This is a genomic window from Nocardia anaemiae NBRC 100462 (assembly GCF_001612725.1).
Taxonomy (GTDB): Bacteria; Actinomycetota; Actinomycetes; order Mycobacteriales; family Mycobacteriaceae; genus Nocardia; species Nocardia anaemiae.
This window is the reverse complement of sequence record NZ_BDAZ01000010.1, coordinates 83,350-100,579: the sequence shown is the minus strand read 5'-3', so window position 1 is coordinate 100,579 and position 17,230 is coordinate 83,350. Positions and strand designations below refer to the sequence as shown.

Annotated in this window: 15 protein-coding genes; 3 read left to right on the top strand and 12 right to left on the bottom strand. The window is 66.2% G+C overall.

What is annotated here, in order from left to right:
• Window positions 1-83: 83 nt before the first annotated feature.
• Window positions 84-1,373 carry an isocitrate lyase gene (gene aceA, locus NA5_RS08120; RefSeq protein ID WP_062983610.1) on the bottom strand — a complete coding sequence of 430 codons (1,290 nt, stop codon included), beginning with the start codon at window positions 1,371-1,373 and terminating at the stop codon, window positions 84-86.
• Window positions 1,374-1,802: 429 nt separating this feature from the next.
• Between aceA and NA5_RS08115 the strand changes: the two genes are divergently transcribed.
• Complete coding sequence (locus tag NA5_RS08115) at window positions 1,803-2,924, top strand: alpha/beta hydrolase (RefSeq protein WP_062983555.1); 1,122 nt, start codon at window positions 1,803-1,805, stop codon at window positions 2,922-2,924.
• Here the strand turns inward: NA5_RS08115 and puuE are convergent.
• The 9 genes from puuE to uraD all read right to left on the bottom strand — a co-directional run bounded on the left by puuE (window position 2,921) and on the right by uraD (window position 13,450).
• Window positions 2,921-3,817, bottom strand: coding sequence for an allantoinase PuuE (puuE, locus tag NA5_RS08110; protein ID WP_371856381.1), 897 nt, complete (start codon window positions 3,815-3,817; stop codon window positions 2,921-2,923). The two genes, NA5_RS08115 and puuE, sit on opposite strands and share 4 nt — an antisense overlap.
• Window positions 3,818-3,822: 5 nt before the next feature.
• Entirely contained in the window at window positions 3,823-4,806 is a 984-nt protein-coding gene (alc, locus tag NA5_RS08105; protein WP_062983551.1) for an allantoicase, read from the bottom strand.
• Window positions 4,807-4,859: 53 nt separating this feature from the next.
• A complete protein-coding gene (locus tag NA5_RS08100; RefSeq protein ID WP_062983608.1) occupies window positions 4,860-6,047 on the bottom strand; it encodes a DUF6986 family protein in 1,188 nt (395 codons plus the stop codon).
• Between the two features lie 41 nt (window positions 6,048-6,088).
• Window positions 6,089-9,034: a molybdopterin-dependent oxidoreductase gene (locus NA5_RS08095; RefSeq protein ID WP_062983549.1), complete on the bottom strand. Its 2,946-nt coding sequence runs from the start codon at window positions 9,032-9,034 to the stop codon at window positions 6,089-6,091.
• Window positions 9,031-9,888, bottom strand: a complete 858-nt coding sequence (locus NA5_RS08090; protein WP_062983546.1) for an FAD binding domain-containing protein — start codon at window positions 9,886-9,888, stop codon at window positions 9,031-9,033. The genes NA5_RS08095 and NA5_RS08090 overlap by 4 nt, the downstream gene beginning before the upstream one ends.
• Window positions 9,889-10,352: 464 nt before the next feature.
• Window positions 10,353-11,714 carry an 8-oxoguanine deaminase gene (locus tag NA5_RS08085; RefSeq protein WP_062983540.1) on the bottom strand — a complete coding sequence of 454 codons (1,362 nt, stop codon included), beginning with the start codon at window positions 11,712-11,714 and terminating at the stop codon, window positions 10,353-10,355.
• Between the two features lie 5 nt (window positions 11,715-11,719).
• On the bottom strand, window positions 11,720-12,625 hold the full coding sequence (gene pucL / locus NA5_RS08080) for a factor-independent urate hydroxylase (protein ID WP_062983539.1): 906 nt from the start codon (window positions 12,623-12,625) through the stop codon (window positions 11,720-11,722).
• Window positions 12,626-12,632: 7 nt separating this feature from the next.
• The gene (uraH, locus tag NA5_RS08075) at window positions 12,633-12,950 is read right to left on the bottom strand and encodes a hydroxyisourate hydrolase (protein ID WP_062983538.1); all 318 of its coding nucleotides are present in this window, start codon (window positions 12,948-12,950) and stop codon (window positions 12,633-12,635) included.
• Entirely contained in the window at window positions 12,947-13,450 is a 504-nt protein-coding gene (gene uraD / locus NA5_RS08070; RefSeq protein WP_062983607.1) for a 2-oxo-4-hydroxy-4-carboxy-5-ureidoimidazoline decarboxylase, read from the bottom strand. Before uraD ends, uraH begins: the two co-directional genes overlap by 4 nt.
• Before the next feature lie 140 nt (window positions 13,451-13,590).
• Here uraD and NA5_RS08065 point away from each other — a divergent pair, with 140 nt between their 5' ends.
• Together NA5_RS08065 and NA5_RS08060 are read left to right on the top strand one after the other, a co-directional pair.
• On the top strand, window positions 13,591-14,178 hold the full coding sequence (locus NA5_RS08065; protein WP_062983537.1) for a nucleotidyltransferase family protein: 588 nt from the start codon (window positions 13,591-13,593) through the stop codon (window positions 14,176-14,178).
• 14 nt (window positions 14,179-14,192) lie between these two features.
• Window positions 14,193-15,230: an XdhC family protein gene (locus NA5_RS08060; RefSeq protein WP_063813253.1), complete on the top strand. Its 1,038-nt coding sequence runs from the start codon at window positions 14,193-14,195 to the stop codon at window positions 15,228-15,230.
• A gap of 2 nt (window positions 15,231-15,232) precedes the next feature.
• On the opposite strand, the gene NA5_RS08055 is transcribed toward NA5_RS08060, so the two are convergent.
• Both NA5_RS08055 and NA5_RS08050 read right to left on the bottom strand, forming a co-directional pair.
• A complete protein-coding gene (locus NA5_RS08055) occupies window positions 15,233-16,324 on the bottom strand; it encodes an ABC transporter substrate-binding protein (RefSeq protein WP_062983532.1) in 1,092 nt (363 codons plus the stop codon).
• Window positions 16,325-16,401: 77 nt separating this feature from the next.
• Window positions 16,402-17,139, bottom strand: coding sequence for an ABC transporter permease (locus NA5_RS08050; RefSeq protein WP_245672143.1), 738 nt, complete (start codon window positions 17,137-17,139; stop codon window positions 16,402-16,404).
• Window positions 17,140-17,230: the final 91 nt, after the last annotated feature.

The following is a 17,230-nucleotide window of genomic DNA, read 5'->3' as shown; positions in this document are numbered from 1 at the left end:
CCGGGGTCGGTTCAGCGGCGAACGCTGGTACACCCCGGTGTTCGACCGACTCCGACCGAGCGATGGCCATCGTTTGTGTCAGCTCAGTGGAACTGTCCCTCTTCGGTGGAACCCTTCAGGGCCGCCGTCGAGGTGTTCGGGTCCACGGTGGTTGCGATGGTGTCGAAGTATCCGGCACCGACCTCACGCTGGTGCTTGATGGCGGTGAAGCCACGCTCGGCGGCAGCCTTGAACTCGCGCTCCTGCAGGTCGACGAAGGCGGTCATACCCTCGCGGGCGTAGCCGTAGGCCAGGTCGAACATGCCGTAGTTGAGCGAGTGGAAGCCGGCCAGGGTGATGAACTGGAACTTGAAGCCCATCGCGCCGAGCTCACGCTGGAACTTCGCGATGGTCGCGTCGTCCAGGTGCGCCTTCCAGTTGAAGGACGGCGAGCAGTTGTAGGCCAGCAGCTGGTCCGGGAACTCGCCGCGGACGGACTCGGCGAACTTGCGCGCGACCTCGAGGTCCGGCACGCCGGTCTCCATCCAGATCAGGTCGGCGTAGGGGGCGTAGGCCTTGGCACGCGCGATGCAGGGCTCGATGCCGTTCTTCACACCGAAGAAGCCCTCGGCGGTACGGGTGCCGTCCAGGAACTCCCGGTCGCGCTCGTCCACGTCCGAGGTGATCAGGGTGGCGGCCTCGGCGTCGGTGCGGGCGATGATGACCGAAGGCACGTCGGCGACGTCGGCGGCCAGACGCGCGGAGGTCAGGGTGCGGATGTGCTGCTGGGTCGGGATCAGCACCTTGCCGCCCAGGTGGCCACACTTCTTCTCGGAGGCCAGCTGGTCCTCCCAGTGCACACCAGCGGCACCGGCGGCGATCATGGCCTTCTGCAGTTCGTAGGCGTTCAGCGCGCCACCGAAGCCCGCTTCGGCGTCGGCGACGATCGGGGCCAGCCAGTTGGACACCGAGGTGTCGCCCTCGACCTTGGCGATCTCATCGGCACGCAGCAGCGCGTTGTTGATCCGGCGGACCACGGACGGCACCGAGTTGGCCGGGTACAGCGACTGGTCCGGGTAGGTGTGGCCGGACAGGTTCGCGTCACCGGCGACCTGCCAACCGGACAGGTAGATGGCCTTCAGTCCGGCACGGACCTGCTGAACCGCCTGGTTACCGGTGAGGGCACCGAGGGAGTTGATGTAGTCCTCGTTGTTGACGAGATCCCAGAGGATCTCCGAGCCACGACGGGCGAGGGTGGCCTCTTCGACGACGGTGCCCTGCAGCTTCGACACCTGGTCGGCGGTGTAGTTGCGGGTGATGCCCTTCCAACGGGGGTTGGTGTCCCAATCCTGCTGGATCTCCGCAGCGGTCTTCGGGGTGCCGACGTTCGACATCTCTGACTCCACTTCTTCGTTTCGGTGCCCCACGGTCGAGCGTCGCTCGAACTGCTGTGGCGGCAATTTGCAGGCTTGCTAGGCCCATGGGGTGTACTTCCACACGATGGCACACCAGGAAATAGCCGTCTACCTGTTGCAAGTGTGAATCCGAGCTAGGTTTCGATCGGCGTTTGCCAACTTTGCGAAATTTGCCTGCGAATTGCGCGCATGCAACCTACCCGCCGGTAGCTCTGACGTGCGGTTTTAGCGTAACGCTCGTACTGTTTGCGATCGCCCCGCGGTCCGCCTCCGACGCGCCCGGAATTCCGGTGTGTGAGCACCTTCACAAGCGTTCGTGTGGCCTGCACCACCTCCAGATCGGTGTGATGGTTCGATTGACGGACCAGTCCATCGCGGACAGATATTCAGCGTCCGATAGGAGCTTTTATGCGGAAACTGTGGCTCACCGTTGCCGTCGTATGTGGTCTCGGCCTGCAGCTGCCCGCGGCGAGCGCCGATCCTGGCACGGTGGAATCCGTCGCGCCGCTGGCCGCGGTGGCGACGCCGCCCGGTGCGGTCGATTCCAGCCGCATCCTCTACACGACCTCCACCGCGAACGATGTGCCGACGGTAGCCAGCGCCGCGGTCTACTTCCCGCCCGGTGCGGCGCCCGCGGGCGGCTGGCCGGTGATCGCGTGGGCGCACGGCACGGTCGGACTGGGCGACGACTGCGCCTACAGCATCGCCGGGCCGAGTGCGGTCGAGCGGGACTGGGCGTATCTCAGCACCTGGCTACAGCAGGGGTACGCGATCGTGGCCGCGGATTACGCCGGACTCGGCTCGCCGGGCGAACATCCCTACGTCAACGGACGCGTGGAAGCGCACAATGTCGTGGACGCCGTCAAGGCCGCCACCGGGCAATACCCAACCCTGGCGAAGAAATGGGTGGTCGTGGGCCAGTCACAGGGCGGCGGAGCGGCCGTCTACACCGCGCGCTACGCGACCGAATTCGGCGGACCCGAACTCGACTACCGGGGTGCGGTCGCCACCGGTGCGCCCGCCTATATCGAGGATGTCGTGCCGCTGCTGGGGCCGCACGTGCCGCCGGTGAAGCTGTCGGATTACACCACCGCGTATGTGCTGTACATCCTCAATGGCCTGCGCACCACGTACCCGGAGCTGGACATCGAGTCGTACCTGAACGATTCGGGTCGCGACTGGCTCGTGCGGGCCCGCGAGGCCTGTGTCACCCCGCTGCGCGACGAACTCGCGGCCAACGGCGTGGTGGCCGGTGACCTGTTCGCGCGCCCGCTGCTGCAGATTCCGGATCTGCACGGACTGCTGACCCGCTATCTCGGCCTGCCCGAATCCGGTTACGACAAGCCACTTTTCCTGGGGCAGGGACTGTTCGACACCGATGTGGTCACACCGGAGACGCTGCGGTTCGCGGCGGTGCTCGCGGCCAATCGGCAGCCGGTCACGCTGCATGTCTATCCGGATGATCACAGCGGGGCGGTCAATGGTTCGCTGCCGGATTCGCTGCCGTTCGTGCGGAATCTTTTCGCCTAGCCGATCGCCGGATGCACCCGACGCCAGTGTTCGGCGATATCGATGCGACGCGCGACCCACACGTCGGCATGCGACTGGACGTGGTCGAGAAAGCGTTCCAGCGCGGCCATGCGCGCGGGGCGGCCGACCAGCCGACAGTGCAGACCGATCGACAGCATCTTCGGACTGCCCTCCGCGCCTTCGCGATAGAGCACGTCGAAGGCGTCGCGCAGGTGGGCGAAGAATTGCTCGCCGCTGGGGAAGCCCGCGGGCGAGGCGAAGCGCATGTCGTTGGTGTCGAGGGTGTACGGGACGACGAGGTGGTTGCGGCCGTGCACGGTGACCCAGTACGGGAGATCGTCGGCGTAGGAGTCCGAGTCGTAGACGAAACCGCCGTGTTCGACCACCAATTCCCTGGTGTGCGGGGAGTCGCGGCCGGTGTACCAGCCGAGCGGGGCCGCGCCGGTGAGTTCGGTGAGAATGCGCACGGCCTCGGCCATATGCTCGCGCTCGGTGTCGCGGTCGGTGAGCTGGTAGGACTGCCAGCGCAGGCCGTGGCCGGCGATTTCGTGACCGAGTTCCCGAAAGGCGGCCACCGCCTCCGGATTTCGCTGCATGGCGCGGGCGACGGCGAAGATGGTCAGCGGTAGGTCGCGGCGTTCGAAGGCGCGCAGGACACGCCACAGTCCGGCGCGGGAGCCGTATTCGTAGAGCGATTCCATGCTCATGTGACGGTTCGGAAAGGCCTGTGCCGGAGTCATTTCCGAGAGAAACGTCTCGGAGTGCGCATCGCCGTCGAGCACATTGTTCTCCGCGCCTTCCTCGTAATTGAGGACGAATTGGACCGCGATCTTCGCACTACCCGGCCACTGTGGATCCGGCGGCGTCGCGCCATAGCCCACGAAATCCCGCATCCCGCTCAGCCCCCGAGTTCGCCGTAGAGCCGCAGTCGTGCGAGCCCGCCGTCCGGGTAGATATCCAGGCGGACCTCCTCGACCGAGGCCGCCATCGGCGCGATCGCGAAGCGGTGCCTGGTATCGGGCAGCAATTCGGTGCGCGGCAGCAATTCGAGTTCGGTGCCGTCGGTGGTGCGACCGGTGAGCCGGGCCGAACCAGGGCTATTGCCGAGAAAGTAGGACGTATCGATCTCGGCGAGGCGGATGAGGCCGGGTCCGGCCAGCCGGATCTGCACCCAGTCGTTGCTGTCGTCGCGGCGGCGGGCGGTTTCCCAGCCGTCGCCCATTTTCCGCGCCAGCCCCGGATAGAGCAGCTGATTCGGCGAACTGTAGAAGCGGTTGGAGCAGTCGAGGACCAGGGCCCCGTTTTCCAGTGCGGCCAAGTCCAGGGGGCCGAGGCCGAGCAGCTTCGGGTCGGGCCTGCCCTCGCCGTGTACCCGCAGCCGGGCTACGCCACCGTCCGGGTGCATGGTGAGTTTCACGTGGGTCCAACGTTTTTCGTTCTCGATCGAGAACGGATTGCGGCTGTCGCCGGATACCGGGGCACGGTCGATCAGTGGCACCCAGTCGTCGCGCTCGGCAATGGTTTCCGCGGGCGGATAGCCGTCGATCTCCAGCGCGGAGACCGAAACCGCGGGCGGATAGTTGCCCTTGAACCAGGCGGTATCCACCACGATGCCGCGGATCACGCCGGGTACGCCGAGGCGCACGATGGCGGCATCGTCGCCGGGGCGGCCGCGATGCCTGCGGGTTTCCCAGCCGTCGTAGATCTGGCCCTTGTGTCCGAAGGTCGACGGTCGGTATTCCGACGGACCGGGATTGATCAAATTCTCCTTCTCGGCGAAGAATTCGTCATTCGCCCAGATGACCGAGCCGCCGAGCGGGCGGACCGCCAGATCCGGCAGCAGTGTGAAATCCGCTGCGTCGCGCCGACCATCGCTACTCATAACACCTCCTGCGTACCCGACCCCCCTCATGGAATCGCTACCCGAAGCTGCACTCATTTCGCCTCCTGCGGAATCGGCTCGCGCGCGACGAGCGCACGCAGCACCTCGGGAGTCAGTACCGGAGCGAGCGCACGCAATTCATCGGCGGTGCGTGCGCCGCAGTTCACGCCGCGTAAAACGGTGGCCGCCAAGGCTTCCGCGGTGGCGGGCTCGTCCATCACGCCACCGGAGCGCCGGTCGAGGTAGGCGACCAGGCGTGGCACCGCGACATCGATGGCTCGACGGAAGAATTCGTAGGTGGCCAGCCAGCGGGTGATCAGGTGGCCCGGATGCATATCCCAGCCCTGGTAGTAACCCAGGCGCAGCGCCCGGTCGACGAGCCGATGATGGTTGCGCAGTGCGGATTCCGGATCGCGGTCCGGCACGATCTGGGTGGAGCCGTCACAGATCCACACCCCCGTTTGGGCCGCGGCCACCTGCATCACCGACTTCGCATAGTCCGCCGCCGGATGGTCGAGCGCCTGATCGGGCGCGGCGATACCGCACGCGGCGGTGTAGTCATAGGTGCCGAAATGCAAAGCACTGCAACGTCCTTCGGACAGCCGGATCATCTTGGCGACCGGGGCGCTGCCGTCGGCGGCGATAATCGCCTGCGGGCTTTCGATCTGCAGTTCGAATCGCAGGGTGCCCGCATCGAGTCCGGACCCACGCTCGAGTCCGTCGCACAGCGCGACGAGCGCCGAAACTTGTTCGGCCGCACGAATTTTCGGGACGGTGAAGACGAAACCCGGCGGCACACCGCCCGCGGCATCCAAGACCAGCTCGAGGGTGCGCAGGGCGCGAGTGCGTTCGATACCCGCCAAGCCCTTCATCCGGATGCCGAGGCTGGTCGGCCCACCGGGTTGTTTCACCCAGTCGGAGAGTGCCGCGCCCGCATCGGCGGCGGCCCGGTCCTCCTCGGCGTCGGCGCGGAAACCGTAACCGTCCTCGAAGTCGATGCGCAGATCCTGGATGGGTCGCTGCTCGAGTTGTTCGCGCACGGCGGGCAGCGCGTCGGTGCCGTCGATTCCGGCGAGCAGGTCGTGGTGGCGATCGAGCAACTCGATCGCCACCGCACCCCATTCGGCAGGGGTCGTTGCGGTGGCCCGGTCGGCCGGAACGTAGGCGGTGTGGATCGGCTGGACCCGGCCGTCGGGGCCCGGGTACCGGGTCCGCAACTCGGCGTCGACGGTGTCGAGCATCGCGTCGATGCGAGCGCGGACATTCTCGGGTAGCCGTGTGCTCACCCCTGGTCTCCTTCCTGAAGGGCGCGCCAGATCCGGTCCGCCGTCATCGGCAAACCGGTCTGTCGTACCCCGACAGCATCGCGGATGGCATTCGCCAGCGCGGGGGCGACCGGGTTGTACGGGGATTCGCTCATCGACTTGGCGCCGAGCGGGCCCAGGTCATCGGCGGTTTCGGCGAAGTAGACCTCGGTATGCGGCAGGTCGGCGAGCTGCGGGATGTGATAGTGCCGCAGCGTCCGCGTGGTTACCTCGCCTCGCACGGAGCGCATGTTTTCGTAGAGCGCGGTGCCGATCGCCTGTGCGACGCCGCCGACCACCTGGCCGCGGCACTGCGCCGGATTCAGCACCGTGCCCGCGTCGGCGGCCTGGACGGATTGCAGGATGCGCACCAACCCGGTCTCGGGATGCACGGCGACCCGGAATGCCTGCACATTGAAGCTGACCGAGCGCGGGCTGCCCGCGTGTTCGCCGTATCCGGACAACTCACCGTCGGCCAGGAGTTCGGTGGCACCGATCAGTCGATCGCCGCAGCGGACGCCATCGGCCACCGGGACGCATTCCGCTTCGGCGCGACCGGTCAGCTTGGCGGCCCGGACCAGTATGTGCTCGCGCAGTGCCACCGCCGCGGCGTAGGTGGCGTTGCCCGCGACGGTGATGCCGGTGGATCCGAAGGCGCCGGTGTCGTGGCCGACGACGTCGGTGTCCGACTGGCGGATCACTATGCGGCGCACGTCGGTGTGTAACGCTGCCGCCGCGAGTTGGGCGTGCACCGTCGTGGTGCCATTGCCGAATTCGACTGTGCCGACGCGGAGTTCGTAGCGTCCGTCGGGAAGCAGGGTGACGGTCGCCTCGGAGCGGTGGCCGCGCGGCGGGATGGTGGCAATCATGGCCAGTGCCATACCGGTGCCGACCTGCCAATCCGGCCCTGGAGCGCGAACAACGTTGCCGCGCAGCAAAGCTCGTTCGGCGAGGTCGATACATTGATCGAGGCCGTAGCTGCCGAAGTCCAGGTCGCTGTCGCTCACTTGCGCACCGACGAATGCGTCGCCGGGGACGATGACATTGCGGCGGCGGAAATCGAACGGGTCGATATCGAGCGCACGCGCCAGTTCATCCATGGCCGATTCGACGCCGAATATGATCTGACCGAGGCCGTAGCCGCGAAATGCGCCGGAGGGAATGTTGTTGGTATACACCGTCTTCGCCTCGACGCGCTTATTGGCGCAGCGGTAGACCTCGATGGATTCGCCGACCCCGTGGAACAGCACACCCGCGCTGTGATTGCCGTAGGCACCGGCATCGGCGAGCACGTCGATCGACAGTGCGGTCAACAGGCCGTCGGCATTCGCGCCCGCGGTGACCGCCACCCGCATCGGATGACGACAAGTGGCGCTGGTGAATTCGTCGGAGCGGGTGAATTCGTACTGCACGGGTCGGCCGGTGCGCAATACCGCCAGAGCTATCAGGTCCTCGGCCAGCATCTCCTGTTTGGCGCCGAACCCGCCGCCGACGCGCTTGGCGAATACGCGCACGCGGTCACGCGGTAGCCCGAATATTTGACACAACTCGTCGCGCACCAGGAACGGCACCTGAGTGCTGCAGCGGATGACCAGCCTGCCGTCCGCGTCCAACCAGCCGATACCGCCGTGGGTTTCCAGGTGCACGTGCTGGCCCCGCGGCGAATGCCAGACCCCGCTGACCACCTGTGCCGCCGCGGCGAGGCCCGCCTCGAGGTCGCCGACCTCCCCGTTGATCTCGGCGATCAAGTTGCGTTCGGTATCGGCGATGCGAGCCGAAGCCGGTTTACCGCCGTGAAGTTTCGGCGCTTGCGGCAGTAATGCCTCGGCCGGATCGAATACCGCTGGCAGGATGTCGTATTCGACCTGTATCGCCCGGCAACCCGCGCGGGCGATATCCAGGCTTTCCGCGACTACGACGGCGACCCGCTGTCCGATGAATCGCATCGTGCGATCCAGCACGTAGGTGTCATCGGGATCGTCGGCCCGGATTTCATGGCGTGCGGTGGAAAAGGCGATATCGGGAGCGTCGGCGTAGGTGAGCACTGCGTGCACGCCCAGCAGTTTTTCGGCGGCGGAGGTGTCGATGGACGCGATTCGCGCGTGCGGGTGTGGGCTCGGTAGGACGGCGATATGTAGTGGGGCCGTGGGCGGCGCATCGGAAGCATCCGAGTCCATCGCGGTATCTCGCGGCAGGACGTCAAAGGTGAACGGCTCTGTGCCTGTGACGATGCGGAGACCGGCGGGCGCGCCGACCGAACTGCCTACCCGACCTGAGGACGCGTCTACACCCGGGCCGACGCTGGTCGCGATCCGCGGCCCGGCGACTGCACCTTCGCCGCCTGCCGACGCAGCACCCGAGTCGACGCATGGCGCCGAATCCGCGCCGTCTCCCGAGTCCACGCCATCCACCGAGACAGCGCCCCGCTCGAGGCCCGACGCCGGATCGCCGCCCGCCGATGGGCCGTCGACTACGACCTCCGGAGTCGTGCCATTCAGCGCATCGGAGATGACGCGGTAACCGGTGCAGCGGCACAGATTTCCCTTCATCAGCTCCGGTAGCGCCTCGGGATCCGGAGCGGCCGGGCCGCCACAACCGAGGCCCGCGGCGGTGACCACCATGCCCGCGGTGCAGAAGCCGCATTGGAAGGCAGCGGAGTCAAGAAAACGTTGCTGCACCGGGTGCGGCTCATCGGGGGTACCCAGTCCGGCGGCCGTGGTTATGGTGCGGTCGGCGGCACGGTAGGCGGGAATGATGCACGAGTGCACCGGGATTCCGTCGAGTTGCACGGTGCACGCACCGCAATCGCCCGCATCACAACCCTTCTTCACCGCGAAATGGCCATGCTCACGCAACAATGTGCGCAGGCATTGCCCAGGACGCGGCTCGGCTTGCACCGACCGACCGTCGACCTCGAATCTCATTGCCCGTCACCGACTTCGGCGCGTAGCTCGGCCGCCACCTCACCGGCGAGCACACCGGCGACATGCCGACGCCAGTCCGGCGCTCCGTGCGGATCGTCGAACCACAGCGACGGATCGATGTCCGCCACCGCACCCCGGACCTCGGCAGCACCGGGCATCGCATCGAAATCCAGCACCATCGGCTTGGTCGTCGCGGCGGTGATGGTCAGCGCACAGCGGCCGTCGACCTCACGCCGACCCATGACAACCGCACCGGAGCGACCTAGCGGAGCCAGCGCGATCTTCCGGAATGCGGTGCGCGCGAGCAGACTTCGAGTCGGAACGGTGATCGATCGCAACACCTCCCCCGAGCCGAGAACGTTGCTTCCGGGCCCGAGCACGAACTCCCGCAAGGGAATTCGCCGATCGGAACCATCCGGGGACCACACCAGCGCGACACCGTCCAATGCCACCAGCGCCCCCAACACCGCCCCGGCGGGCAACGACAGACACACATTCCCACCCACCGTCGCGGTCCGCCATATCTTGTGCGACGCCACCAGCGCCCGGCACGCCCGCGCGAACAACGCCGTCCCCGGCCACTGCGCCCGCAACACCTCCGCGCCCAACTCCTGCCCGACCCCGGCCCCCGCCAACTCCGCCAACGTGCAGGTAGCCGCGATCTCCAACCCCTGCGCCGTCTCCGTCAACGCGGGCCACCCGAGTGCGGTGATATCGACCAGCCGATCCAACTCCTGCTGCGGCTCCGAGAACAAGAACGTCCCCCCGGCGAGCACCCCGCACGCTCCGCCCAAAAGGCCGAGGTCACCCCGCCCCCGAGCCACCACCACATCCCGAATCGTGTCCAGATCCACGCCACACCTCGCTCCACTACCGCTGCCGCCACAGTAGAAGCTGTGGGTTGCCGCAATGTTGCGCAACACCCGCCCCAGGTTGCGCGGCCGTTACCCGCCGAATAGAGCACCCGTGCCCTCGGCCGCCGAGCCACGCAGTCCGAGACGTCTCTGTTCCAGTATCCAGCAATACCGTCTGATCAGGACCTTCGCAGCCACGGAGCGAATTCGATCGGCCTGTCCGGCTCTTGCGTTCGACGCTGGCTCCCATCACCACCGGATTCTGGTCCGTCATGCAGACTCGTGGTGCAGGCATCCCACACGCTCGGCGTGAAGACCTGCGCTGAGGCAGTCGGGTTCTCAGAGTCGAACGCCGTCGCTCAGCCAGGCGACTTCCACGCATTCCCCAGTCCACTGGCTGTAGCTGATCTCGAGCCACCGGCTGGCGCTTCGATGCCTCCTGGTCGAATCGCCGCGCGACGGCGCTACCCCGCCTTCGCTACCAGCGCCGCCTGTGCTCGAGCGACCTCGCCGCCGATTTTCTCCTCGTCGACAGTGCGCACCTCGCCATCCCGAACTATCGTGCGCCCGTTGACGAGCAATGCGGTCAGCGGCGGCGCGGAACCGAGAATCAATGCGGTCACGGGATCATCGATGCCCGCGTGTGCGGGTGTATCGAGCCGCCAGAGCGCGAGATCAGCGAGTTTGCCCGGTTCGATAGACCCGATTTCGGCCGCTCGCCCCAGCACCCGTGCGCCGCCGATGGTGGCCAGCTCCAAGGCTTTTCGAGTACTGATCGCGCGCGGTCCGCCCTTGGCCCTTGCGTAGAGCAGCGCATTGCGCGGCTCCTCGATCATCGAACTGGATTCATTGCTCGCCGCACCGTCCACACCGAGCCCCACCGGCACGCCCGCCGCAATCAGATCCGCCGTGCGCGCGGTGCCCGCCCCGATCCGGGCATTGGAAGTGGGGCAATGTGCCACTCCGGTACCGGTTTTCGCCATGGTGTCGATGGCGGCATCATCCAGGTGGATGCCATGTGCGTACCAGACATCCGAGCCGAGCCAGCCGAGCCGCTCCATGTACTGCGCGGGTGTGCAGCCGAATTTATCCGCACAGAACCGCGCTTCATCGATCGTCTCGGCCAGATGCGTATGCAGGCGAACGCCGAGGTCGCGTGCCAGCACGGCGGATTCGCGCAGCAATTCGGTGGTCACCGAGAACGGCGAACACGGCGCGAGCGCGATCCGCAGCATCGAATCGAACGACGGATCATGCCAGCGCGCAACGGCATCCGCGCTCGCGGCGAGAATGGCGTCGAGGGTCTCCACCACCTCGTCGGGCGGCAGCCCACCCGAACTCTGCCCGAGATCCATCGAGCCGCGGGTCGGATGGAATCGCAACCCGACCTCGGCGGCCGCGCTGATCTCCGCGCCGAGCAGGTCGCCGCCGTCGCGCGGGAATACGTAGTGATGGTCGGTGGACGTGGTGCAACCGGTGCGGGCCAGCGCGGTGAGCGCACCGGTCGCGGCCACCCGAACCGCCTCCTCATCGATGCCAGCCCAGATGGGATAAAGCGTGGTGAGCCATTCGAACAGGGTGTTATCCGCCGCAAGGCCCCGGGTGATCCACTGGTAGAGATGGTGATGGGTATTCACCAGCCCGGGCGTGAGCAGGCAGCCACGGCCATCGATGCGGTGCACGTCCGCGCCGAGATCGGGCGCATCACCGGCACCGACCGCGGTGATCCGATTGCCCCGCACCGTTACATACCCGCGGCGGTATTCGGTGCCGTTCGGATCGACGGTCGCCACGGCGCACCCGTCGATGACCGTCGTTGTCGTCATGGCACCTACGGTAGCCATGCGGGCCCGGCTTCCGGGGCGTCTTCCCGCCGCACTGTGGCATGGATGAGTCCGTACGGCCGGTCGTCGGCGTGAAAGACCTCGCCGTTGTTCTCGATGCCGAATCGAGCGAGGTCGTAGTCGAAATGATGCTTATTCGGCGCGATCAGCCGGATTTCGGCGAGCACAGGAAAGGCCTCGAGCGCGGCCTTGCCCATCTCGAACAGCGTCTGCTGCATAGCCTTCGAATGCAGCGTCGCGAAGACCTCGACCATCCGCTGCCGGACGCCCGCGTACACCGCATCCCAGTCCACGCCGGTCGTTGCGGCGAACCGCCACTGCGCCACCAGGGAGGTCGCGAGCATCCGGTCGTGCGTCGGCGCGAGCACGGTGAAATCATCGGTGAGGAAGTCGGCGAACTCCGAGCCGGTCGACTTGAGGATGACCAGATCCTTGACCCCGCCGATGACCCAGGCCTGCTGCCGTTCGCCCTTGCCCGCCACCGTGACGGTCGCGGTCCGTACCTCGGAACCCTGCCGCACCCAGGTGTGATCGTGCTCGCTGCCGTCGACGGTAAGGCGCTGCCAGGCATACTCCTCGACCTCGATGCGCGCACTGTCGACCGGCGCGATCTCGTCGACGAAATGCGCGGCGAGGGTGTGCGCGTAGTCCTCGATCGGTTGCAGCCCAGGCTTTTTCGCGTACGCGTAGGCAGTCTGCTTCTGGGTATCGGTGGGCAGCACCTTCGACTGGTCACCGGCGACATAGGCATCGGCGAAATCGCCACGCAGCACCGTGGATACGTTCACATCGCGGATCTCGTGGCGCGGCTGGTCCCGGTAGATCCGGACAATGCGGTTCTCCGCCTTTCCGTACCGGTTGTCGGACAGCACGATCGGCCCGGTCAGCTCCATGGATGGCTCAGCTCCCTCGGTAGGTGGAAAAGGCGAAGGGCGACAACAGCAATGGGACGTGGTAGTGCCGCTCTTCGATGACAACGAAGGTGACCGCGACCTCCGGATAGAACGATTCGACCGCGCGCTCGGCGAAGTATGCGCCGGTATCGAACACCAGCCGATACGTGCCGGGCGGCAATGCCGCGGCGAGCGAGGCGATCCGGCCGTCGTCATCGGTGGTTGCGGAACCGAGCACCTCGGTATCCCGATAGAGCACCACCGCGATACCTGCCGCGGGCGCACCCGCGACGGCATCGAGCACATGGGTACTGAGCGTGCTCATTCGCCGCCCCCGACCAGCCGGGCCAACCGAATCCGATTGATCTTCGCCAATTCCGTTCGCATAACCCGCCTTTCGGTCTCCGGATCGTTTCCGAGCCGGGCGGTCAGCAAATCCAGCAGCTCGTCGCCGGACTTACCGGTCGCGCACACCAGATAGATATGGCCGAACTTCTTCTCATAGGCCAGATTGCCCTCGGCCAGCCCCACCCGCACCGCATCCTCGGCCCCGGCTACCCCCGCCTGCTCACGTGCCGATGCCGCGGTATCGGGGCGGGCGCCGATGCGCGGATGCCCGTCGAGGGCGCGATCGATTTCCACCTCGGACAACTCGGCCAGCACCGCATCGGCCCTGTCGAATAGGGCATCGACATTCGCGTACGGCCGCGCGGCGGCGAGTGCCCGCGCCCATTCCGGCGAGGCGCAACACACGAGCAAGGCCGCATTCGCCTCGGCTTCGGACAACGCGTTGAATTCCGCGAGGCCCATCCCGTCGTATGTCATCGGACCAGCATCGAATACGACCGACCCGGTCGCCAGTCGAACGGGACAGATCACTTCCGGCGTGTCGTCGGCGTCCGACTGTCGACGTCAGAGCGCTTTTGCGTAACCCACTGGCTACGCGACCGGGCTACCGTCTTTTCATGGCGGCATCACCCGAACCGGTCTGCGCGGGCATTGTCCTGGCCGCGGGTGCCGGAACGCGCTACGGGATGCCCAAGGCATTGGCCGAGGGCGGCGCCTGGCTGCGTTCGGCGGTGGCGGCACTACGCGAGGGCGGCTGCGATCCGGTGATCGTGGTGCTCGGCGCGACCGGACCGTCACCGGCCGCGGTCGATCTACCCGACGGTGTCGATCATGTGTGGGCGGCCGACTGGGCCACCGGACTCGGGGCCTCAGTGCGGGCGGGTTTGCGAGCCGTCGCGCGAACGCCCGCCGAGTACGTCGCGATCATGCCGGTGGACACCCCCGATGTCGGGGCCGATGTGGTCGCACGGGTGCTCACCGCGGCCTTCGCGGCACCGACCGGCCTGGCGAGAGCTGTGTTCCACAACACACCAGGCCATCCGGTTGTGATGTCACATAAGCATTGGACCTCGGTGTATCAAGCCGCCGTTAGAGATTCCGGCGGGCGCACCTATTTAGCCGGTAATAACGATATGGTGTGCGTCACGTGCGACGATTTGGCGACAGGCGATGATCGTGACTTCCCGGCCACGCCGCACGCGTGAGCGGAGCTGAACAGATGCGGGACATCGTCGACGACCTATTGCGGGTGTGGCATTCGGGCCGGACGGGTGGACTGGCCACCGTCGTGCGAACTGTTGGTTCCGGACCGCTGCCGGTCGGCACATCGATCCTGGTAGATGCCAATGGTGCGGTCTATGGTTCGCTGCTCGGCGGCAGTGTCGAGACGACCGTGATCGAGGCGGCCGCCGATGCCGCGCGCAGCGGCCGACGCGGTCTGCACCGTATCGGCGTCCCACCCGGCGAGCCCGGATTGGACTCCGGCGGCATGGTCGATGTTTTCCTCGAGCCGTTCTCGCGGCGGGACTTTCCGGAGTTCCCCTCCATCGCCGCGGAAATCGCCGCGCACCGCAGGGTCACCCTCTTCACCGTGGTATGGAATCCGGATCCGGATCTGATCGGCCAGCATCTGATCACTCCGCAGCGGCATGCGACGGAATTGGTCGCGCTGCCCGAATCCGATGTATTCGTGGCCTCGTTCCCGCCGCCGCCGCGGCTGATCATCTTCGGCGCCAATGCCTTCGCCGCGGCGCTGACCGTTCAGGCCAAACTGCTCGGCTACCGCGTCACGATCTGCGATTCCCGCGACACCTTCGCAACGCCCGATGCCTTCCCGGGGGCCGAGGTGGTCGTCGACTGGCCGCACCGGTACCTGAACACCCTGTCGGCGGCGGGCGAAATCGATAGCAGCACGGCAATCGTCGTGCTCGGACACGATCCGACCTTCGAAATCCCGCTGCTCACCGTGGCACTGCGACTACCGGAACTGGGTTACCTCGCCGCGAACGGCTCCTGGTCCGCACATCTGAGACGCGTCGAAGATCTGAGAGCGGGCGGTTTCGACGATGCCACGCTCGCCCGCCTGCACTCCCCCGCCGGTCTCGACATCGGGGCACGCACCGCCGCCGAGGTCGCCGTCTCGATCGCCGCCGAACTGCTTGCCGCCCGGTCGGGAGCCGGCCGACAGCACACCGAAAACCGGAGCGCCGAACCGGAATTCAGGGAATTACCGGCCAACGCCCCGGTGGCACTCTAGCTCTACTTCAGGCCCGGATTCTCCGCGTACACCTCGCGCAGCACCGAGAGGTCGAACAGCTGATCGGCCTTGATATCGATCTTGGCATTGCGCAGCGCGGCGATATTCTGCTCGATCAACTGATCGGTCATGGTCAGCAAACCATTGGCGGTCGAATCAGCGGAGACGACGAGACCGTTCTGCGCGGTCGCCTCCTGGGTCTGTTCGTTCAGATCGAGTTTCTGATCCTTGCCGTATACCTCGACCGCGAGCCGCGCCGATTCGGCCGGATTCGCGACCGCGTCCTTCCAGCCCTTGATCTCGGCGATCAGGAAGGCCTTCAGTTTGTCGCGTTCCTTATCGATGGTGGACTGCTTGACCGTCAGGGTCTCGGCCACCAGCGGCAGGTTGTAGTCGGCGAAGAGGAAGTTGGTATTCGGGAACCCTTTGGCGGTCAACGTGATCGGCTCATTGGTGACATAGCTGACCCAGCCGTCCACCTCACCGTTGGCCAGCGGTGTCGGATCGTATTGCGCGGGCACAATGGTCACATCGCTCGGCTTCATGCCATTGGCGTTCAACAGTGCGTTGAAGATCAGCTGATTGGTGTCCTGGACGCCGATCTTGCGGCCCTTCATATCCTGCGGAGTCTTGATCGGCTTGGCGGCCGAGCTGACGATGCAGAACGGATTCTTCTGATAGGTGGTCGCGACGATCTTGGCCGGTAGTCCCTCCAGGATCGCGGGCGCCGTGGTCTGCGGGGCCGAGGTGCCGAGCCAGACCTTGCCGGTGTCCAGACCGGCCTCGACCGAGGTGCTCGCGGCGCCACCGGCGATCAGATTCACCGAACCGAATCCGGCCTCCCTGTAGTAGCCCTTGGCATCGGCGAAGTATTCGCCCGCGAATTCGATGTTCTTGAGCCAGGACAGTTGGATGGCGACGGAACCGTACTTGGATCCATCCGCCACCGACCCGCCCGACGAGTCTTTCGAATCATCGCCACATGCGGCCAACAGGCTGGCACCGCCCAATGCGGCACTGGCCAGCGCGGAGTAACGAAGCAGGGATCGCCGGTTCAGGTTCGGCCCGAACGTAGAGCGTTGTACGGGGTTCATGGGCCGAATCTAGGGGGATTCCGTTTCGATTTCTTTACTTTGACGTTCCGAGCATTGATTTGCGAAAAACTGACCGGTCAGCGGCGGCCCGCCTCGGGGCCGAATCGGGCGAGCACCAGATTTTCGATGACACCGACGATGGCGTACAGCAGCACCGAGACAATGGTGACGATCACGATCGAGGCCCACAGCTTGCTGTATTGGAAGGTCGGAATGGCGCGAATCAAACTGGCCCCCAACCCGGTTCCACTGCCCAGCCATTCACCGAGCAATGCGCCGATCAGCGCGCCGGGCACCGAGATCCGCGCCGCCGCGAAAACCGAGGGCAGGGCGGCGGGCACGGCGACCATGCGCAGTCCGGTCCAGCGGGAGCCGCCGTACGCGGCCACCAGATCCATCGCCTGCCGCGGTGCGTTGCGCAAACCGGCCATGATCATGACCAGTGCCGGGAAGAACACCACGATCGCCGCGAGCACCGTCACACCGGCCAGTCCGCGTCCGAATACCAGCACGATGATCGGGGTCAGCGCCACCAGGGGCACCGAACGCAACAGCATGGCGACCGGCATGAACGTCTGCTCCACCACCGAGAACGAGACGAACAGCGCCGCGACGACGAGTGCCGCCAGCATGCCGACCCCGAAGCCGATCGCGGCGTCGCGCAGGGTGATCTGCAGGTCGTCGAATATCGCCTGACGTGCCGTATGTGCGCCGGAGGAATTGAACAGGTACTTCCAGATATCGCTGGGCGTTTTGCCTACTCGCGGGCCGACTTGGGGGAAGGCCTTCAGGAAGACGTACCAGATCACCAGCATCAGCAGGAGCGCGGTGACCAGGGGGAACAGGAAGCGGCCGATCCTCGTCAGCACAGCGACTGTCCCCGCGGCGGCACCGCGCTGGGGTCGC